The sequence below is a fragment of the Labrys okinawensis genome, from assembly GCF_047345005.1.
GTDB classification, from domain to species: domain Bacteria; phylum Pseudomonadota; class Alphaproteobacteria; order Rhizobiales; family Labraceae; genus Labrys; species Labrys okinawensis.
The window spans coordinates 4,239,045-4,257,587 of sequence record NZ_CP178864.1 but is presented as its reverse complement, the minus strand read 5'-3'; the positions used below and the strand labels follow the sequence as shown (position 1 = coordinate 4,257,587).

The following is an 18,543-nucleotide window of genomic DNA, read 5'->3' as shown; positions in this document are numbered from 1 at the left end:
CTGAGCAAGACTTGGATGCGACGAAGCTTCGGGCTTGGCGCAGCGGCGCAACAATCGTAGATAAGCGCGCGAAAAGCCCGGCGAGATGAGCCGGGGCACTGAGAAGGACAGGACCATGGCGGCGGAATGGAGCGGGCAGCAGACGACGGTGCTTCCGCCGGATCATCCGTTGCGGGGGCGGGTGGTGCCGCCAGGCTCGAAGTCCATCACCAACCGCGCGCTGCTGGTGGCGGCGCTGGCTGAGGGTACCAGCCATCTGACCGGGGCACTCAAGAGCGACGACACCCGCTACATGGCGCTGGCGCTCAAGGCTATGGGTGTCACTGTCGAGGAGCCAGATGCCACCAGCTTCACCGTCACCAGTTCGGGCCGGCTCGCCAAGCCTGAGGGGCCGCTGTTTCTGGGCAATGCCGGCACGGCGACGCGCTTTTTGACGGCAGCGGCAGCCCTGGTGGAGGGTGATGTCGTCGTCGATGGCGACAAGCATATGCGCACCCGGCCGATCGCACCGCTGGTTGCTGCGCTGAAGTCGCTCGGCGTGAAGGCCGAGGCGCCGACGGGCTGTCCTCCGGTGACCGTGTACGGCAAGGGCCGCTTCGGCGGCCGGCGCGTCGAGATCGATGCGGGCCTGTCCAGCCAATATGTCTCGGCGCTGTTGATGGCGGCAGCCTGCAGCGACGAGCCTGTCGATATCGCGCTTACCGGCCAGGAGATCGGCGCCCGCGGCTATATCGATCTGACGCTCGCCACCATGCGCGCCTTCGGCGCCGAGATCGAGCGGCCCGATGCTGCCACCTGGCGCGTGGCGCCTACCGGCTACCGCGCAACCGACTACCTGATCGAGCCCGACGCCTCGGCGGCCACCTATCTGTGGGCCGCCGAGGTGCTCACGGGCGGCGCCATCGATCTTGGCGTGCCCGCTGGTGATTTCACTCAGCCCGATGCCAAGGCCTATCAGCTCATCTCTGCCTTCCCACATCTGCCCGCCGTGATCGATGGCTCGCAGATGCAGGATGCCGTGCCGACATTGGCCGTGCTCGCCGCCTTCAACGAGACGCCCGTGCGCTTCACCGGCATCGCCAATCTGCGCGTGAAGGAATGCGACCGCATCGCCGCCCTACACGACGGCCTGACCCGCATACGCCCTGACCTCGCGCGGGAGGAGGGAGATGACCTCCTGGTCGCTTCTGATCCCAAGCTCGCGGGCCAGACGTTGCCGGCTTCGATCGCGACCTATGCCGATCATCGCATCGCCATGAGCTTTGCGCTGGCCGGACTGAAGATCCATGGCATCACCATTCAGGACCCGGCCTGCGTCGCCAAGACCTATCCGGGCTATTGGAACGCATTGGCTTCGCTGGGGGTTAGGCTCGAGGAAAGGACCGTCTGAAGCGGATCCGAGCGCAGGGTGCCAGGATGACGAAACTCGATTCTTCGGCGCCCTCTATCGTGTGGTTTCGCAATGATTTGCGCCTGAGTGATAATCCGGCGCTTGATGCGGCGGTCAAGACCGGAGCGCCGATCCTCTGCATCTACATCCACGAAAAGGCCGAGCTGAACTTCCGGGTCCCGCAGGGCGCAGCCTTGTGGTGGTTGCACGGCTCTCTCGCTCACCTCAACCAATCTCTGAGGAAGCATGGCGGAACCCTTTACGCCCTGGCCGGAAAGGCGGCCGAGGTTATCCAAGCCATTGCCGAGGAGACGGGGGCTCGCGGTGTCTATTGGAACCACCGTTATGACCCGGTCGGACAGGAGATCGATCTCGGCATCAAGGACGCGCTGCAGACGCGCGGGGTCCAGGCCAGAGGTTTCACCGGCCTGCTGCTGCATGAACCCTCGGCTGTGCTGACGAAGGCGGCTTCTCCCTTCAAGGTCTTCACCCCTTATTGGGCCGAAGCCCTGAGTCAGGGTGAACCTTCGCTGCCTCTGCCGGTGCCCGCCAAGATGCGGTTCGCCCCTCTGCCGGAGAGTTTGGCCAAGCGCTTCACCTACCCCTATGGACTGGATCCTGATCCACAGAAGCCGGATTGGGCGGTCCAGATGCGCGATCTTTGGAAAAGGAGTGAGGAGGGAGGCCAGGAGCGACTGGGCACCTTTCTCGAGGGGGAGTTGCAGGGCTACGCCGACAATCGCGACCGGCTCGATCGCCAGGCAACTTCGCGAATGTCGCCTTTTCTCCGCTTCGGCAACATTTCGATTCGACAGATCTGGCACGCTCTGGCTGGCCGCCAGCATGCCGGGACCCTGAGGGCCGCGAACCGGGACATCGAAAAGTTCAAATCTGAGCTTGGGTGGCGCGAATTCTCTTATTCGCTGCTCTACCACGCGCCGTCCCTGCATCGTAAGAACATCCAGGCTTCTTTCGACGCCATGCCGTGGCGCCGGGATGAGGCAGCGCTCGAGGCCTGGCAACGCGGCCGCACAGGCTATCCCGTGGTCGATGCCGCCATGCGCGAATTATGGGCGACGGGCAGCATGCATAACCGGGCCCGCATGATCGTCGGCTCCTTCCTGGTCAAGCACCTGTTGATCGACTGGCGCGAGGGTGAAGGCTGGTTCTGGGACACGTTGGTCGATGCCGATCCCGCCAACAATCCAGCGAACTGGCAATGGGTCGCCGGCACGGGTGCCGATGCCGCGCCCTATTTTCGTATCCTCAACCCTATCCTGCAGGGCGAGAAGTTCGACCCGGACGGTGCCTATGTGAAGCGCTGGCTGCCGGAACTGGCAAGGCTACCGGCCGGCGTCGTCCATCATCCCTGGACGGCGAGCGCGGTTGAGCTCCGCGACGCCGGCATCCGCCTAGGGGAGGACTATCCTCGCCCGATCGTTGATCACGATGCCGCTCGCAAGCGGGCCCTCGCGACATGGAAGAGCATGCGCGATCAAAGCGTTGCAAGTCATTAAAGAAAGCAAGATCATATGATTATGGAGTTTTCCTTGACTGGTTTCAGCATTGGCTGGAGGGGATGAGCATGGCCATCGGGACACGCGTTCGCGGCCCCGCCGCTCTTGCGATCATCGGGAGGGCCTTTCTAGTTCTAGGATTGGCCGGCTTGGCCGTCGCTGTCTATTTCGCCGGCAATGAATGGCGCGGCCGCCATACCGCCACCGCCTTGGCCAAGATCGTTGCCATCGGCAAACTTTCTGCCATGGAGTTCACCATGGCCGATGGCAGTGTCATCCGCTTCACCAACAATGTAAGCAGTTCCTCGTGGCATGTCGGCGACGACGTTGCCATCGCCTATGATCCCAGCAATCCCTCGGACGCCGTGGTCGACGGCTTTGCCGGTCGCTGGTTCCCGGCGGGGCTGGCTGGCCTGCTGGGTGGTGCCTTCTTGGTGCTGGGCGTGGTGTTGACGGTTATTGGCCGCCGGGCGCAGCGGGGAAGGACAAGATGAGGCGCCGGACACCTTCTTCGGTGCATCTCCAGCCTCTACCGCTGCCCGCGGCTTACCGCTAGGCTGCGGATCAATGAGTCTGGGAGACAGGGATGGCGGAACCGGAAAGCGCCGTAGCTCTATCGGAAGCGGTCAAGCGTGGCGAAGCTTCGGCTCTCTCAGCCGTTGAAACTTGCCTCGCCCGCAGCCAGGCCGTGCAGCCTCGCCTCAACTGCTTCACCGAGATCTATGCGGATCAAGCCCGGGCTGAGGCCACCCGAATCGACGCATTGCCGCTGGCCGGGCGCGCAGACCTGCCCCTCTGCGGCGTGCCGATCGCCATCAAGGATTTCACGCCGCTGGCCGGCAAACGTACTACCTTCGGCTCGAAGGTCTATCGCGACCATATTGCCGAGCATGATCCCGTCATCGTCAGGCGGCTGAAGGCTGCCGGCGCTATCATTCTCGGCCATACCACCACGCCGGAGTTCGCCTATTCCGGTTCGACGCACAGCCCGCTTTGGGGCATTACCCGCAATCCCTGGAACCCGGAGCGTACATCCGGCGGCTCCTCTGGCGGTTCCGCCGTTGCGGTTGCCACCGGCGGTGTCTTCCTCGCGGAGGGCACGGATATGGGCGGCTCGATCCGCATTCCTGCTTCCCTCTGCGGGGTCGTCGGGCTGAAGCCGAGCTTCGGGCGCATCCCGATGGACATCCTGCGCACGCAGTACGACACGCTCGCTCATTTCGGTCCGCTAGCGCGCAGCGTCGATGACGCCGCGCTTTTCCTATCGGTCTGCGAGGGACCTGACGATGCCGACGCGTTGTCGCTCCCAAAGCTGCCGACGGCCTATCCTGTGGCCAAGCCACCGAGGAGGCCGAAATTCGCCGTCTCCCTCGATCTCGACATGCATGTCGTCTCCGACGAGGTTGCAGGTCTCTTTCATGCCCTGATCACCGATATCGAGAAGGCCGGTGCCGAGATTGCCTGGGTGAGAACGCCTTTCACCGTCCAGGCCGCGAAGGACTGGTATGCGCTCTGGGCCTATTGCTTTGCCGGCGATGTCGGTCATCTCCTCGAGGGCCATCGCGACAAGCTTGATTCCGAGGTAGTCGGCCTGATCGAGAAGGGGCGTCGCCTCGACATTATCGGTCTGCGCGCCATCGAGCATCGCCGCACGGCGCTCTGGCGCGAGTTTGCCAAATTGCTGCAGGGCTATGACGCGCTGCTCTGCCCGACCACCGCGGTAACCGCGCCGCCCGCCGACCCCGAGCTCCAGGAAAGTGACGAGATCCAGCCGGACGGGCGATACAGTTCGGTCGACATGACCGGCCATTTCAACCTCTTGAGCTCCTGCCCAGTGCTGTCGTTGCCGATGGGCCTGGCTGGTAACGGCATGCCGGCGGGTCTCCAGATTGTCGGTCACCGCCATGGCGACCGCGGCGTGCTGGCGCTGGGCAAATGGATTGAAGCGCTCAGAACGCCCCAGTTCCCGCCTTTCCCGGCCTGATGCCGATTTCGACTCCAAGAGAAATAGATCGATCGATGTGGACCCCGCTTTCCGACCTTCCCGCCCATACCCCGCCGAAACCGCTGCATGGCGTGCGCGTGCTCGAACTTGCCCGTATCCTGGCCGGGCCCTGGGCGGGGCAACTCCTGGCGGATCTCGGGGCAGAGGTGATCAAGGTCGAGCGCCCGGGGCAGGGGGATGATACCAGGACCTGGGGCCCGCCCTTCATTACGGGCAGCGAGGGCGAGAATCTCGGCGCCGCCTATTTCCATTCCTGCAACCGCGGCAAGCGCTCGATCGCGCTGAATTTCGAGACGGCCGAAGGGGCCGATCAGGTGAGGGCCCTGGCACGCGAGGCCGATATCGTGCTGGAGAATTTCAAGGTCGGAGGCCTCAGGAAATATGGCCTCGACCATGAGAACCTAAGGGCGATCAACCCGCGCCTGATCACCTGCTCGATCACCGGTTTCGGCCAGGACGGGCCCTATGCCAGCCGAGCCGGTTATGACTTCATGATCCAGGGCATGGGCGGCATCATGGATCTGACCGGCGATCCGAAGGGCGAGCCGCAGAAGATCGGCGTTGCCTTTGCCGACGTCTTTACCGGTGTCTATGCCGTCGTGGGCGTGCAGGCGGCGTTGCGCCGGCGCGAGCTGACGGGCGAGGGGGGCCATGTCGACATGGCGTTGTTCGACGTGCAGCTTGCGGTGCTTGCCAACCAGGCGATGAACTACCTTGCATCCGGCAAGAGCCCGACGCGCATGGGCAATGCCCATCCCAATATCGTGCCCTACCAGGTGTTCCCGGCCAAGGATGGGCATCTGATCATCGCCTGCGGCAATGACAGCCAGTTCGTGAAGCTCTGCGCGGTGCTGAACATTCCCGACCTGGCGTTGCATCCCGACTACCTCTCCAACAAGGACCGGGTGCACAATCGCGAGGCGCTGGCGGTGCTGATCGGCGGCCTGACGGGCATGCGCACCCGCGAGGACCTTCTTGCCTCGCTGGAGGCGGTAGGCGTGCCGGCCGGCCCTATCAATTCGGTGGCAGATGCACTGCATGATCCGCAGGCTGTCCATCGCCGCATGGTGGTCAACCTGCCCCATCCCGGGGTGAAGGAGGGCTATATTCCCTCGGTGCGCACGCCGATCATGATTGACGGCGAGCCGATGGTCGCGCTGCAGGCGAGCCCCGATTTAGAGTAGCTGGGAGCGCGGACGCCTCGTCCGCTCTTGGAAACGATGAGCCAGAAGAAAGGGCGCAAACCGGAATGGTTGCGCCCTTTCTCGATGCCGAGGAGGTTCGAGAGGCGGACGAGACGTCCGCGCTCCCAGCAGCGTCACGCCGTCGCCAGGCCCTTCTTGCGGGCGAGGCTGGCGTCGAGGCTGAGGCTGCCGGCGCCGAAGGCCACGACCTGCAGAAGGCCGCCGGCCATTGCGATGTTCTTGAAGAAATGGATGAACATGTTCTGGTCGGCGAGGTTCGAGTGGAAGAACACGGCGGTCGCCACCGCGAACAGCGCCATGATCAGCGCGACGATGCGGGTCTGGTAGCCGACGACCAGCAGGATGCCGCCGATCAATTCGACGACGATCGCGAGAGCCACGCCGGCATAGGGCAGCGGCAGGCCGGCCGAGGCGATGTAGCCGGCGGTGGCGGCGGGGGCAGTGAGCTTGCTGAAGCCGCTGAGGACGAAAATGACAGCGATCAGGACACGGCCAAGGAGCGGGGTGTAACGGGTATCAGCGGACATCGGAGTTTCCTTTGATGAGAGGGTGCCGCCCCATGGCGTTTTGCGATTTGACGGCATCGGCAAGAATCGCAAAGACGCGTTGAAACAAGGAGTTAGAGCAATGGGCGTTTGCGTGTAGACGCGCTTTGCTCCAGGGGCAGCAGCCTTGGCCTTCAGGAGGCCTTGGTTTCGGTGATATGGGCAGCCTTGAGGGCGCGGGCGACGAAGGCGACGCGGCGGCCCTGGAAGTTGGCGACCTCGAGGTCGTCGGCAGTCGGCGGAGCCGGCGGATTGCCGGAGACGGCGGAAGCGCCATAGGGCGTGCCGCTCTTGAACAGGGACGGATCAGCATAGCCGAGTGGCACGATGATCAGGCCGAGATGGGCGAGCGGGTTGTAGAGCGAGATCAGGGTCGACTCATTGCCGCCATGCGGGGTCGAGGACGAGCCGAATACCGAGCCGGCCTTGCCGTTCAGCTTGCCCTGGAACCACAGGCCGCCGAGCGAATCGATATAGGCCTTGAGCTCGGAGGTGACGGCGCCGAAACGGGTGGGCGTTCCGAAGATGATGGCGTCCGCCCATTCGGCGTCGGCCTCGGTCGGAGCTTCATACTTGGCGTTGAGGGCAGCGGCTTGTTCGGCCCAACCGGGCGCCAGCGCCATCACTTCGGCGCTGACGACTTCGCGGGCCCGGCGCAGACGAACCTCGGCGCCGCTTGCACGGGCGCCTTCGGCAACCGCATTGGCGAGGGCTTCGGTGACGCCGGAGCGCGAATAGAAGGCGATGAGAATCTTGGGCTGAGACATAGGGTATTCCTTGACTTCAGTCGATTTGATTTCAGGCGGTACGGCTGGGGCTGTTCCTGACGATTTCCTGCCAAGCAGGCGATCGAGGATGGCGGCAATGGGCATGTGAAAGTGACCTGCAAAGCAGAATTTGGAGCCCAGAGGCTCGAAAATTGCTGCGTCTACACAAGACAGCAGTGAGACGCGGGCCGGAACGTTGCTCCGGCCTGCACTCTTGCCTGACTTGGCGCTTCTAATGCCGCAGATTGATCTTCGAGAAAATATGGATAATCTCGACGATTAGGTTCGAGAGAATTGATATGTCAGATCCCAGGCCCACGCTGGACCAGCTCCAGGTCTTCCTCGCCATCGTCGAAGCCGGCAGTTTTGCCGCTGCCGCCAAGCGCCTTGGACGGGCGACCTCGGTGATCAGCTACACCATCGCCAATCTGGAGGCTCAGCTCGCGCTCGAGCTCTTCGATCGGGACACCACAAGAAAGCCGCAGCTCACGGAGGCCGGCAGGGCGATTCTCGCAGAGGCGCGGGTGGTGGCCCGCGGCATGGGCGGTCTGATCGCCAAGGCGAGGGGGCTGACATCGGGCCTGGAGGCGGAAGTGACGCTGACGGTCGACGTCATGCTGCCGCCCTGCAGCCTGGTGCAGGCGCTCGATGCCTTCCAGGAGGAATTTCCCACCGTCGCCTTCCGCCTGCACATGGAAGCACTCGGCGCCGTCACCCAGCATGTGCTGGACGGCATTGCCGATATCGGCGTCAGCGGGCCGCTCGAACACGCTACGGTCGGCATCGTGCGCCGGCAGATCGGGGCCGTGCGCCTTATCCCGGTGGCCGGTCCCAACCATCCCCTCGCCCGCATGTCGAGCGAGGAGGCCGACGCCAAGGTGCATGAGCACATCCAGCTCGTGCTGACGGATCGATCGCGCCTCACCGAGGGCCAGGACTATCAGGTGATCAGCGCCAAGAGCTGGCGCCTTGCCGATCTCGGCGCGAAATATCTGCTGCTCAAGGCGGGGATCGGCTGGGGCAGCATGCCCGAGGAGATGGTGAGGGAAGATATCGCAGCCGGCAGGCTGGCGCGCCTGACGATCACCGCCTGGGACAATGCGGTCTACCGCCTCCAGGCCATCCATCGCGCCGAGACCCCGCCAGGGCCGGCGGCAAGCTGGCTGCTCGGCAGGCTTAAGGAAACACTGGCGGCGCGGTGAGGGGCGTGGCGTGGCGGGAGTGGGGGTCTCCCACCGCCTTCTTCCTGTCCGGGAAGTGTAGCGGTTCCAGAATGGCGGCCGGAGACCGCCACTCCAATCAAATGCCTCAGATCTCAACCTTCACCGGCACCACCGTCACCTTCACGCCGTAGGAATGCAGCGATTCCAGATGCTCGGGGCTGATGCCGTCATCGGTGATCAGTTCGTCGATGGCCGAGAGCTCGCAGAAGGTGCAGAAGGATGGCGCGGAGAATTTCGAGCTGTCGACCACCACGATGGTGCGACGGGAGGACTGGATCATCTTGCGCTTCAGCGAGGCGATTTCCAGCATGGCGTCGGTGAGGATATTGCCGGTAACGGCATACGCCCCGGTGACGCAGACATCGGCATGAACCGTGTTGAAGAAGCTCTCCCCGGGTTCTCCCCACAGCGAGCGCCAGCCGCCGGGCCGGATGGTGCCGCCGGGCATGATCACCCGCCAGCTCGGGACATCGGAGCTGATCTGCGCGATGTCGAGGCTGTTGGTGACCACGGTCAGCGAGAGATCGCGCTGGGCGGTGGCGCGAACCACCTCCATCACGGTGGAACTTGCCTCGAAGATCACGCTCTCGCGGTTGTTGATGCGCAGCGCGGCTTCCGCGCCGATGGCGATCTTCTGGACCCGCTGGAAATGGGCATTGATCTGGGATTCGCGTTCGAACGTTGCCTGGAGCGGGGGTACGAGCAGCGCACCGCCATGGGTGCGTTCGAGATAGCCGCCTTCCATAAGGTGTTCGAGGTCACGTCGGATGGTGGATTGCGAGCCGCCGATGGCGTCGGCAAGTTCCTGTATGGAAGCGGCCCCGTTTACGCGCAGATGTTCAAGGATCATTGCACGCCTCTTGGCCGGAATGATCTCGACACGCTTGGTGGTGGAGGCTTCCATTCAGGCGAACTCCTGTAAAGTCCTCGGACAAACTCTGCCGCGCCTCTGATTTCCACGGCTTTAGCAGATCACAGGATTGCAGGCGACGGCGTTTGACGGAACTGCCAGGACCTGCCCACATTGTTGCAAAACCCACCAAACTCAGGGCCGAAGGCGCGAAAGGCGGACCGCCGGGATCCGCCTTCCTCGATCATCAGGCCGATTGAGAGATCGGTCAGGCGGCTTTCTTCAGCGCGGCGGACTGGAGCACCGTCTCGGTGATCTGGCGGTCGTCCTCGAGGCTGAGCTTGCTCTTGAGGCCGCTCTTGGCCAGTTCCCCGTGATAGGCCTTGACCGCTTCCTCGGGCGCGATGTTGCCGCTGGCCACTTCGCGCATCAGCACCAGCAGCGCCAGCGGGTCTTCCGCAAGGTTGATCTTGCGGCCGAACAGGGCGACGCGGCCGCCATATTTCTCGGCCTGGCTCAGCAGTTCAAACGTGTCGCGGGTGGTGCCGGCGCCGCCGCCAAGCACCCCGACGACGAGGCTGGGGTCGAAGCTCGCCAGCTCTTCCAAGGCCTTCGGGCCATTATAGACGATCTTCAGGAATTGCGGACGATCAGCCTTGGTCACGCCGGCGAGACAACGCAGGATCGAGTCGTTGATATATTCGCCGATGGCCTCACGATCGAGCCCGCAATCGACATTCGGATTGAAGACTTCGAAGAAGTATTTGAAATTGTTCTCGGCGGCTTCCTCGCGAAAGGCGGCGAAGGCATCGAGCGCCTCGTAGTCATGGTCGATATCGTTCATGAACGTCACCGAATAGAGGCCGAGATCGGTGAGGGCAATAGGCGCGCCGATGGCCGGCTGGTTGGTGCCATACATCACGCGGGAGATGTTCGCGGTGCGGAAATGGCGCGAAGGATGCTTGGTATAGGCCTGGTACCGTACGCCACCCCAGCAATCGGTGGTGTCGTTGGCGCGGATGGCCGGCTTCACCAGTGAATCACGAAAGACGCCACGCTCGTGCAGCGCCTCCAGATTGGAGGCCGACACCAGCATGATGTCGACGATATCCTGCTCGACGATGGCCTGGATCTGGTCGAGGAACTCGGCGCGGGTGCGCCGCCGCCCCACGCCGCCATCGGCGCTGCGCGCAAAGCCGGAACCGGTGATGCCCGAGCCCATATCCGCGTCCTTGGCATCGGCGATGATGAAGTCGGCCGGCTTGTATTTGCCGGCGCGGATATTGCGCAGTTTCTGGTCGAGGCGGGTGTCGGCATGGACCATGGCGAAGAGGCTCCTTGGGCTGTCACGGCATGTCGTCGCGTCTCGCGGGCGACGATTCACGTTCATTTCAATAGCACTCATATACTATCAAAAGATGTCAAACCACTGCAAAGTGGCGCTACGGACCGAATTTGACCGATGGGTCCCGCGAGCTCGACTCGACCGGTGCAAGGCGGGCAATCACCATGTCGAGCAGGGCGCGCAGGCGCGGCAGGCGGCGCAGGTCTCGATGATAGCCGAGCCAGGTTTCACGGCCGGGCGGCGATACCGGCAGGTCGACCCGTTCGATGCCAGGCGTGGCGTCGCCCAGCGGGCGCGGCAGCACTGCGAGGCCGACGCCGCCGGCACAGAGAGTAGCCTGCACATCGCGACTGTTGCTGCGCATGGCGATGGTGGCACTGGGAAAGGTGCGCATCAGCCATTCGACATCCGGCATACCCGCAAAGGCTTCGTCCATGGTAACGATCCGGTAGCCGGCGCCATCGCCCGGTGCGGGCCAAGGCGTGCCGCTCCTCGTGTAGAGATTGTAGCCGATATGCATCAGCCGGCGGGAGACGACATCCGGCTCGCTGAAGCGCCGGATGCGGAATGCAAGGTCGGCCTCCCGGCGCGAAAGGCTGAGAAGGCGCGTGTCGGTCAGGAGTTCGACGACCACCCTGGGATGGCTGAGCGAGAAATCGGCAAGGATCGGCGATAGGATGTGCAGCCCGAACCAGTCCGAGCAGGACAGGCGCAAGGTGCCTTCGAGTTCATGTTCCTGGCCGGCAAGCTCTCGCTCCAAGCCAAGCGCTTCCTGCTCCATGCGCTCGGCCCGCGCCAGGACGGTGCTGCCTTCGTCGGTAAGGATGAAACCGTCTGACGTGCGCTGGAACAGCACATGGCCGAGCGACTCTTCCAAAGCCCGCAGGCGCCGGCCCATGGTCGGCTGGGTCAGGCCGAGGCTGCGTGCGGCCGCACCCAGCGTGCCGGCACGGGCGATGGCGAGGAAAATGCGGATGTCGCTCCAATCCATCGTGTCGATTGTCTCAAACAAAAATGCATGAATATCATACAATTAATTTAATTCCCAGACAGCAATCGAAGGGCCATCTTTGCCCCATCACAATTTGGGAGAGCCGTAATGACCTTGATGAATGCCCTTGTTCTCGACAGCGCAGGTGCGGATTTCCGCATCGCGGAATTGCCCCGCCCGGAGCCGAAGGCAGGCGAGGTACTTGTCCGCGTCAGGGCCAGCGGTGTGAACCCGCTCGACACCAAGATCCGAGCGGGCGCCGCCGGTCATGCCCGGCATCCGTTTCCGGCCGTGCTGGGCATTGACATGGCGGGGTTGGTCGAAGCGGTTGGCCCCGATGTCACCGGCTTTCGCCCCGGTGATGAGGTTTATGGCATGACTGGCGGGGTCGGTGGGGTGCAGGGTTCGCTTGCATCCTACCAGGTGGCAGACGCCCGGCTGCTGGCGCTGAAGCCCGCCAATATATCGATGCGGCAAGCGGCGGCTCTGCCGCTCATCTTCATCACGGCCTGGGAGGGCCTGGTTGATCGTGCGCAGGTGAAGCCCGGCCAAAAGGTGGTTGTTCTCGGCGCCGGCGGTGGCGTCGGTCACATCGTTATCCAACTCGCCGTGGCTTTGGGCGCCGATGTCTACGGCGTGGACAGTGTCTCCAAGAGCGGTTTCATCGCTGGCCTGGGCGCCACGCCGATCGACCGAGCGGAGAGCGTTGAGGCTTACATGGATAGACATACCGGCGGCAGGGGCTTCGACATCGTCTACGACACCGTGGGTGGCGCCAGCCTCGACGCGGCTTTCAGCGCCGTCGCCCGTTTCGGCCATGTCGTCAGCGCCTTGGGCTGGGGCACGCATGCCTTGGCGCCGCTTTCCTTCAAGGCCGCCAGCTATTCCGGCGTCTTCACGCTCCTGCCCCTCCTGACGGGGGAGGGCCGCGAGCATCACGGCGACATCCTGCGCGAGGCAACCCGGCTGGCGGAGGCAGGCAAGCTTGCGCCGAGGCTGGACGACCGTTTGTTTACACTCGCCAACGTCGCCGAGGCCTATCGCTTGATCGCCGACCGCGAGGCGTTGGGCAAGCTCGTGGTGGATATCGGAAGCGCCGAGTAGGAACCCGCCGGCGGTGATCCGGGCGGTGCTCGAAGGGGCTGTGTTCTACTCACGTTCTTCGCCCGCCCCCTTAATCCACCGGCCGCGCGTTGACGACCTCGATTCCCAGCTCCTTCAACTGCGTGGCGCAGGAGGCGTCGACGTGGCCGGCGGTGAGGAAACTGTCGACCTCTTCCACGCCGCAGATGCGGGCAAGGGTGGAACGGCCGAACTTGCTGCCGTCGGCGACGATCACCACACGCAGAGCGGCGCGCATGATCACTTGCTTGATTGCGGCTTCCGGCAGGTTGGTGGTGCTGATGCCGAAGTCGGGATCGATGCCGTTGCAGCCGATGAAGGCGATGCCGGCTCGGATACGCTCCAGCACCAGCGTAGCCATCGGCTCGACCAGGGAATGCTGCAGCGGACGCAGGCTCCCGCCCGTCACAACGGTCTGGATGTGCGGATAAGCGCTCTCCAGCGTCAAGGCAAGGTTGAGGCCGTTGGTGAAGACGGTGACGTTGGTCAGGTCGGTGCGCTGCACCAGCGCCTCGGCGATGGCCATGGTGGTGGTGCCGACATCGAGGAGGATGGTGTCGTTCGAATGCACCATCGCCGCGGCTGCGTGGCCGATGGCCGCCTTGTCCTCGGCCTGGGCTCGGCTGCGCGCCTCATAGGGCGTCTCGGCATAGGGCGCCTGGCCGCGCATGATGCCGCCCCGCACCCTTCTGAGGCCCTTGCGTTCCTTGCTGAGGGCATCGATGTCGGCGCGAATGGTAACCTGCGAGACGCCGAACAGCCGGGCCAGGTCCTGGACCGAGGCGAATTGCTCGGCATTGACCATCGCGGCGATCTTGTCGCGCCGCCGGTCGATATCCAGCGCTTCGGTCTCGACTTCGCGGTTCTTGCTGGGTGGTTGCATGGCATTCCCTAGACTTTCTCAAAAGAAAGCCTATTTCTTTCTTTTCCGCAATAAAACCCTGAGAATCAAATGGGGCGGAGGGTGTCCAAAGTCGATTTGGCTTTCGGACTCAAAATTGAGGAGGGGATACCTTGCCATTGAGGGAATACCTGCGTGTCGAGGCACGTTGATGTCGGATGAGGCAGTTATCGCATCGCTGCGCAAAATGGGTCTTATCGGCGGCGATGAGCCCGTGCAGCTTGCGCCCCTTACGGGCGGCGTCTCTTCTGATATTCATCTTGTGGAAACACCCAGCCGGCGCTTCTGCATCAAACGTGCGCTCGCGCGGCTGAAAGTGGCGGCGGTGTGGCAAGCTCCGCTGGGACGGAATGCGGCCGAGGCGGCCTGGATGCGAGAGGTTTCCAACTGGCTTCCCCGCAGTGTGCCGAAGGTTCTCGGCGAGGATAAGGATCTCGGCCTGTTCGCCATGGCGTTCCTGCCGCCGGAGCACAATCCCATCTGGAAGCATGAGCTTCTGGCGGAACGCGTGGATATGCCCTTCGCCGCGCGCGTGGGCCATGATCTCGCGGTTATCCACGCCAGCAGCGCCAGGGATCCGGGTATCGCGGCGCGCTTTGCCAATGACGCCACTTTCGTGCCGATCCGCATCGAGCCCTATTTGCTCGCGACCGGCAGGGCGCATCCCGATCTCGCGCCGCGCTTCGAGGCGATCGCACAGGCGACGCTCGCAAACAAGAAGGCGCTGGTGCATGGCGACGTCAGCCCGAAGAACATCCTGTGCGGGGAGGAAGGCCCTGTCTTCCTCGATGCCGAATGCGCCTGCCATGGCGATCCGGCTTTCGATCTCGCCTTTTGCCTCAACCATCTGCTGCTGAAGGGCGCCCGCAAGGGAGTGGGGCGCGAGGCCTACCGTCATGCCTTTGTCGCGCTGGTGGAGGCTTATCGGTCGGGGATCGACTGGGAGGAGCCGGCCATGCTGGAGAGCCGCGCGGCCGCGCTGCTGCCGGCCTTGTTCCTGGCGCGTGTCGACGGCAAGTCGCCAGTCGAATACTTGACCGCCGACGAGGAGCGCGAGGCAGTGCGCCGCTTCGCCATTCCACTGGTCGCCGCTCCTTCCACTGATCTCCTTTCCATCGTCGACTCCTGGACCCACCCATGACCGATGTCGCCATTCGTAAACTTCACGCGCGCCGCATCTGGGATTCACGCGGCCGGCCCACCGTCGAGGCGGAGGTGACGCTGAGCGATGGCACGGTGGCGCGCGGCATCGCCCCGGCTGGCGCCTCGCGCGGTACACGGGAGGCCGTGGATCGCCGCGACGGCGGCAAGGCGCTTGGCGGCTTCGACGTACAGGGCGCCCTGGCAAGTGTGCGCGAGGAGATCGCGCCTTTGCTCATCGGCCGCGACCCCTTCGACCAGGCTGGTATCGATGCAGCCCTCATCGCGCTCGACGGCACGCCTACCAAGGAGCGTCTCGGTGGCAATGCCACAGTCGCCGTCTCGCTCGCGGTGCTGCATGGCGCCGCCGCCAGCCGTGGCTTGCCACTCTGGCGCCATCTGGCGGGGGAGGAGGCGGTGATGATACCGTTGCCGGAGATCCAGATCTTCGGTGGCGGTGCCCATGCCGGAAGGCGCACCGACATCCAGGACTTCATGGTGATTGCACCGAAGGCGAAAAGCTTCGCCGAGGCACTGGAAGTCACCGCCGAGGTCTATATCGCCGCCGGCAGGATCATGGCCGAGCGCGGCCTGCTGCAGGGCGTGGCGGATGAAGGCGGCTGGTGGCCTGCCTTTTCCTCCAATGAGGAGGCGCTTGATACGCTGGTGCTTGCCATCGAGCACGCCGGCTTCACGCCCGGCGAGGAGGCCGCTATCTCGCTCGATATCGCCGCGTCCGAATTCGGCAAGAATGGCCGCTACGTGCTCGGCCTCGAAAAGCGCGAACTCGACCGTGACGGCATGGCCGAATACCTGCTCGGCTGGTGCGAACGCTATCCCATTCTCTCCATCGAAGATCCTTTTGCAGAGGATGATGCCGAGGGGCTCAGGCGCTTCACTGCCGCCGTCGGCGACCATATCCAGGTCATCGGCGACGATTTCCTGGTGACCAACGCCGCGCTGGTCGAGAAAGCGGTTCTGGATCGATCAGTCAATGCCGTGCTGGTCAAGGTCAACCAGGCCGGTACGGTTTCCGAGGCGAAGGCCGCCTGCGAGGCCGGCCGCCGCGCCGGCTTCGGCACCATCGTCTCCGCCCGCTCGGGCGAGACGGAAGATGTCGCCATCGCCCACCTCGCCATCGGGTGGCACGCCGGCCAGCTCAAGGTCGGCTCCTTCGCCCGTTCCGAGCGCATGGCGAAGTGGAACGAGGTGCTGAGGATCGAGGAAGCGCTGGGGGGCAATGCGAAGTTCGCAGGGCTGGATACGATGCCGTTCCGGCGATGATGCTGGGAGCGCGGACGTACCTTCGACACTCAAGAGAGTGTCGGACGATCCGCTCTCGGAAACGTATCGTTCTACGAGCGAGGAAGCGCGAACGAGGACGTCCGCGCACCCCAGATTTACGCCTTCCTTCCCTCGAGCGGTAATTCCGGCAGGAACAGCAGCACAATCAGCGCCGCCGCCACGATGCACACGCCGCTGATGAAGGTCATGGCAATGGCGTGGCGGTAGAGATCGATGATCTCGCCCTGCATGGTCGGCGCAAGCTTCGAAAAGGTCTGCAGGCCGGTATCGGCGGAGGTGGCAATGTCACTTGCTGCGCCGTGCAGTTGGGCGGTCAGGATGGCGCCGGAGCCGGTGACGCCAAGGAGGCCGCCGAGCGATCGGAAGAAGGAGAGCGTGGCGGTGCCCACGCCCCGGTGGGCGAGCGGCAGGGCGTTCTGCACGGCGATGGTCATGTTGGGCATCACCAGGCCGAGGCCGAAGCCGAGGGCGATCATGGCGGGTTCGATCACGAACAGGCTCTGCGCCATGGCGGCGGCCCAGGCGAGCACGGCGAAGGCGATGACGGCAAGCGTCAACCCCGCCACCTGCGCCGGCTTGTAGCGGCCATATTTCATCAGCACGCGTCCGTTCAGCATGGACGAGCAGACGAGGCCGATCATCAGCGTGCCGGTCAGGAAGCCCGAATGCGAGGGCGTGACGCCCATCACCACCTGGAAGAACAGCGGGAAGAAAACGCTTGAGCCCATCAGGCCGACAAAGGTGAGCGCCATCACCACGCTGGCGATGACGAAGAGCCTGTTGCGGAAAAGGTCTAGCGGCAGCACCGGTTCGGGCACGCGGCGTACATGGCGGATGAACAGTGCCGTGATGACAAAGGCAAGTGCGGCGGTGCCGACCAGCTCCGGCGAACTCCAGGGCCAGGTCGTGCCGCCGAGCGCCAGCACCAACAGGAAGGCGGTGGTGGCTATGGTAAGCAAGGCCGAGCCGAGGTAGTCGATGCGGCGGGCATGGTGGGGCGGGGTATGCTTGAGGGCGCGGGCGATCACGGCCATGCCGACGGCGCCTACCGGCAGGTTGACATAGAATATCCAGTGCCAGGAGAGAAGGTCGGTGATCACGCCGCCCAGCACCGGCCCGAGCACGCTGCACACGGCGAAGACGGCCGCGATCATGCCCTGGCGCCTGCCGCGTTCGGCGGGGGTGACGAGGTCACCGATGACGATCTGGGCGAGCGGCAGGAGGCCGCCGGCACCGAGGCCCTGGATGGCGCGGAAGAGGATGAGCTGGAACAGGTCCTGCGAAAGGCCGCAGAGCACCGAGCCGAGCAGGAAGGTGAGGATGGCCGCATAGAGCATCGGCTTGCGGCCATACTGGTCGCTGAGCTTGCCATAGAGCGGCATCGTGGCGGTGGAGGCCAGCACATAGGCCGTGACCACCCAGGACAGGTGGCTGACGCCGCCGAGATCAGCGACGATGCGCGGCAGGGCGGTGGCGACGATGCTCTGGTCGATGGCGCTGAGACCCATCACGATCATCAGGCCGAGAAAGACCAGGCGGATCTCCCGGTTGCGATCGGCGCTTCCGGCGGCAGTTTCGGCTTGCATGCTCATTGGCCGATCTCATCGAGCGGGGCGAGGGCGGCGCGGATGGCGTCGCGCCCCTGCGGTGTCAGGCGGTCGATCTGGCCGGCCAGCCAGTCGCGCCGGCGCTTGCGGACCTCCTCGAGGAGGTCACGGCTCTTGTCGGTGAGAAAGAGACTGGAGCGGCGGCGGTCGACGGGATCCAGGGCGAGACGCGTAATAAATCCGGCCGCCTCAAGCGACTTGACGTGGCCGCTGATGGTGGGGCCGCGCAGCCTCTCGTGCTTCGCCAATTCCCCGACGCCGAGACCTGGCTTTTCGGCAATCGTCGCCAGAAGCAGGCGCTGGATCGGCGAGATGCCCAGGTCCATGTCCTCTTTCTCGCGGCGAAAGCGCCGATAGAGGCGCTGCAGGACGGGGCGCATCTCGTCGGCAAGTGCGAGGGCGTCGTCTGAAGGGGAGGTCATCGAAATCGATCCATATAGATAGGCTACCTATCTATATGGATCGTGAAGCGCGAATGCAAGAGCAACGCATCCATGGTCTGGGAAGGGCATCGATGAGGGGTTACGTCGCGCAGGTGCATCAAAGCCGGCGCGTCTTGATTCCTCTTACCAATCGGTGGCGCTGGCACCTGCCATGCTCTATCAAGTGCCGGAAATAAAAGCAGCCCAA

The 18,543-nt window shown here is 64.1% G+C and carries 17 protein-coding genes; 9 read left to right on the top strand and 8 right to left on the bottom strand.

All coding sequences use genetic code 11. The annotated features are described in order from the left end of the window. Nucleotides 1–85 precede the first annotated feature (85 nt). The 5 genes from ACMDCR_RS19915 (at nt 86) to ACMDCR_RS19895 (ending at nt 6,096) form a co-directional block, all read left to right on the top strand. Nucleotides 86–1,390: a 3-phosphoshikimate 1-carboxyvinyltransferase gene (locus ACMDCR_RS19915; RefSeq protein WP_413988280.1), complete on the top strand. Its 1,305-nt coding sequence runs from the start codon at nt 86–88 to the stop codon at nt 1,388–1,390. A gap of 26 nt (nt 1,391–1,416) precedes the next feature. Continuing rightward, on the top strand, nt 1,417–2,907 hold the full coding sequence (locus tag ACMDCR_RS19910; protein WP_413988279.1) for a cryptochrome/photolyase family protein: 1,491 nt from the start codon (nt 1,417–1,419) through the stop codon (nt 2,905–2,907). A gap of 68 nt (nt 2,908–2,975) precedes the next feature. Continuing rightward, nucleotides 2,976–3,401 (top strand): DUF3592 domain-containing protein, encoded by a 426-nt coding sequence (locus tag ACMDCR_RS19905; RefSeq protein ID WP_413988278.1) that lies wholly within the window; start codon nt 2,976–2,978, stop codon nt 3,399–3,401. A 92-nt stretch (nt 3,402–3,493) separates the two neighbouring features. Then, complete coding sequence (locus tag ACMDCR_RS19900) at nt 3,494–4,891, top strand: amidase (RefSeq protein WP_413988277.1); 1,398 nt, start codon at nt 3,494–3,496, stop codon at nt 4,889–4,891. Between the two features lie 35 nt (nt 4,892–4,926). Then, entirely contained in the window at nt 4,927–6,096 is a 1,170-nt protein-coding gene (locus tag ACMDCR_RS19895; RefSeq protein WP_413988276.1) for a CaiB/BaiF CoA transferase family protein, read from the top strand. Nucleotides 6,097–6,230: 134 nt separating this feature from the next. Here the strand turns inward: ACMDCR_RS19895 and ACMDCR_RS19890 are convergent, their stop codons facing one another. Together ACMDCR_RS19890 and wrbA are read right to left on the bottom strand one after the other, a co-directional pair. Continuing rightward, nucleotides 6,231–6,644: a DoxX family protein gene (locus tag ACMDCR_RS19890; RefSeq protein WP_413988275.1), complete on the bottom strand. Its 414-nt coding sequence runs from the start codon at nt 6,642–6,644 to the stop codon at nt 6,231–6,233. A 152-nt stretch (nt 6,645–6,796) separates the two neighbouring features. Next, nucleotides 6,797–7,429, bottom strand: a complete 633-nt coding sequence (gene wrbA, locus ACMDCR_RS19885; RefSeq protein WP_413988274.1) for an NAD(P)H:quinone oxidoreductase — start codon at nt 7,427–7,429, stop codon at nt 6,797–6,799. 299 nt (nt 7,430–7,728) lie between these two features. Between wrbA and ACMDCR_RS19880 the strand changes: the two genes are divergently transcribed. Beyond that, nucleotides 7,729–8,631 carry a LysR family transcriptional regulator gene (locus ACMDCR_RS19880; RefSeq protein ID WP_413988273.1) on the top strand — a complete coding sequence of 301 codons (903 nt, stop codon included), beginning with the start codon at nt 7,729–7,731 and terminating at the stop codon, nt 8,629–8,631. A gap of 106 nt (nt 8,632–8,737) precedes the next feature. On the opposite strand, the gene ACMDCR_RS19875 is transcribed toward ACMDCR_RS19880, so the two are convergent. The 3 genes from ACMDCR_RS19875 to ACMDCR_RS19865 all read right to left on the bottom strand — a co-directional run bounded on the left by ACMDCR_RS19875 (nt 8,738) and on the right by ACMDCR_RS19865 (nt 11,838). Next, nucleotides 8,738–9,556, bottom strand: coding sequence for a DeoR/GlpR family DNA-binding transcription regulator (locus ACMDCR_RS19875; protein WP_413988272.1), 819 nt, complete (start codon nt 9,554–9,556; stop codon nt 8,738–8,740). Between the two features lie 214 nt (nt 9,557–9,770). Further along, complete coding sequence (locus ACMDCR_RS19870; RefSeq protein ID WP_413988271.1) at nt 9,771–10,826, bottom strand: hypothetical protein; 1,056 nt, start codon at nt 10,824–10,826, stop codon at nt 9,771–9,773. Between the two features lie 118 nt (nt 10,827–10,944). Beyond that, nucleotides 10,945–11,838, bottom strand: a complete 894-nt coding sequence (locus ACMDCR_RS19865; protein WP_413988270.1) for a LysR family transcriptional regulator — start codon at nt 11,836–11,838, stop codon at nt 10,945–10,947. A gap of 108 nt (nt 11,839–11,946) precedes the next feature. Between ACMDCR_RS19865 and ACMDCR_RS19860 the strand changes: the two genes are divergently transcribed. Beyond that, complete coding sequence (locus ACMDCR_RS19860) at nt 11,947–12,942, top strand: zinc-dependent alcohol dehydrogenase family protein (protein ID WP_413988269.1); 996 nt, start codon at nt 11,947–11,949, stop codon at nt 12,940–12,942. Between the two features lie 70 nt (nt 12,943–13,012). Here the strand turns inward: ACMDCR_RS19860 and ACMDCR_RS19855 are convergent, their stop codons facing one another. Further along, the gene (locus ACMDCR_RS19855; RefSeq protein ID WP_413988268.1) at nt 13,013–13,843 is read right to left on the bottom strand and encodes a DeoR/GlpR family DNA-binding transcription regulator; all 831 of its coding nucleotides are present in this window, start codon (nt 13,841–13,843) and stop codon (nt 13,013–13,015) included. A gap of 169 nt (nt 13,844–14,012) precedes the next feature. On the opposite strand from ACMDCR_RS19855, the gene ACMDCR_RS19850 reads away from it, so the two are divergent. Together ACMDCR_RS19850 and eno are read left to right on the top strand one after the other, a co-directional pair. After that, nucleotides 14,013–15,002, top strand: coding sequence for an aminoglycoside phosphotransferase family protein (locus tag ACMDCR_RS19850; RefSeq protein ID WP_413988267.1), 990 nt, complete (start codon nt 14,013–14,015; stop codon nt 15,000–15,002). After that, nucleotides 14,999–16,285, top strand: a complete 1,287-nt coding sequence (eno, locus tag ACMDCR_RS19845; protein ID WP_413988266.1) for a phosphopyruvate hydratase — start codon at nt 14,999–15,001, stop codon at nt 16,283–16,285. Before ACMDCR_RS19850 ends, eno begins: the two co-directional genes overlap by 4 nt. A 116-nt stretch (nt 16,286–16,401) precedes the next feature. Here eno and ACMDCR_RS19840 read toward each other — a convergent pair whose 3' ends face one another. Then, a complete protein-coding gene (locus ACMDCR_RS19840) occupies nt 16,402–17,898 on the bottom strand; it encodes an MDR family MFS transporter (protein WP_413988265.1) in 1,497 nt (498 codons plus the stop codon). Continuing rightward, complete coding sequence (locus ACMDCR_RS19835) at nt 17,895–18,335, bottom strand: MarR family winged helix-turn-helix transcriptional regulator (RefSeq protein ID WP_413988264.1); 441 nt, start codon at nt 18,333–18,335, stop codon at nt 17,895–17,897. The genes ACMDCR_RS19840 and ACMDCR_RS19835 overlap by 4 nt, the downstream gene beginning before the upstream one ends. Between the last annotated feature and the right edge of the window lie 208 nt (nt 18,336–18,543).

Coding starts and splice junctions, on each gene's coding strand:
- ACMDCR_RS19855 (WP_413988268.1), bottom strand. CDS start 13,843: ATGCAACCACCCAGCAAGAACCGCGAAGTCGAGACCGAAGCGCTGGAT.
- ACMDCR_RS19840 (WP_413988265.1), bottom strand. CDS start 17,898: ATGAGCATGCAAGCCGAAACTGCCGCCGGAAGCGCCGATCGCAACCGG.
- ACMDCR_RS19890 (WP_413988275.1), bottom strand. CDS start 6,644: ATGTCCGCTGATACCCGTTACACCCCGCTCCTTGGCCGTGTCCTGATC.
- ACMDCR_RS19850 (WP_413988267.1), top strand. CDS start 14,013: ATGTCGGATGAGGCAGTTATCGCATCGCTGCGCAAAATGGGTCTTATC.
- wrbA (WP_413988274.1), bottom strand. CDS start 7,429: ATGTCTCAGCCCAAGATTCTCATCGCCTTCTATTCGCGCTCCGGCGTC.
- ACMDCR_RS19910 (WP_413988279.1), top strand. CDS start 1,417: ATGACGAAACTCGATTCTTCGGCGCCCTCTATCGTGTGGTTTCGCAAT.
- ACMDCR_RS19870 (WP_413988271.1), bottom strand. CDS start 10,826: ATGGTCCATGCCGACACCCGCCTCGACCAGAAACTGCGCAATATCCGC.
- ACMDCR_RS19835 (WP_413988264.1), bottom strand. CDS start 18,335: ATGACCTCCCCTTCAGACGACGCCCTCGCACTTGCCGACGAGATGCGC.
- ACMDCR_RS19860 (WP_413988269.1), top strand. CDS start 11,947: ATGACCTTGATGAATGCCCTTGTTCTCGACAGCGCAGGTGCGGATTTC.
- ACMDCR_RS19900 (WP_413988277.1), top strand. CDS start 3,494: ATGGCGGAACCGGAAAGCGCCGTAGCTCTATCGGAAGCGGTCAAGCGT.
- eno (WP_413988266.1), top strand. CDS start 14,999: ATGACCGATGTCGCCATTCGTAAACTTCACGCGCGCCGCATCTGGGAT.
- ACMDCR_RS19895 (WP_413988276.1), top strand. CDS start 4,927: ATGTGGACCCCGCTTTCCGACCTTCCCGCCCATACCCCGCCGAAACCG.
- ACMDCR_RS19905 (WP_413988278.1), top strand. CDS start 2,976: ATGGCCATCGGGACACGCGTTCGCGGCCCCGCCGCTCTTGCGATCATC.
- ACMDCR_RS19865 (WP_413988270.1), bottom strand. CDS start 11,838: ATGGATTGGAGCGACATCCGCATTTTCCTCGCCATCGCCCGTGCCGGC.
- ACMDCR_RS19875 (WP_413988272.1), bottom strand. CDS start 9,556: ATGGAAGCCTCCACCACCAAGCGTGTCGAGATCATTCCGGCCAAGAGG.
- ACMDCR_RS19880 (WP_413988273.1), top strand. CDS start 7,729: ATGTCAGATCCCAGGCCCACGCTGGACCAGCTCCAGGTCTTCCTCGCC.
- ACMDCR_RS19915 (WP_413988280.1), top strand. CDS start 86: ATGAGCCGGGGCACTGAGAAGGACAGGACCATGGCGGCGGAATGGAGC.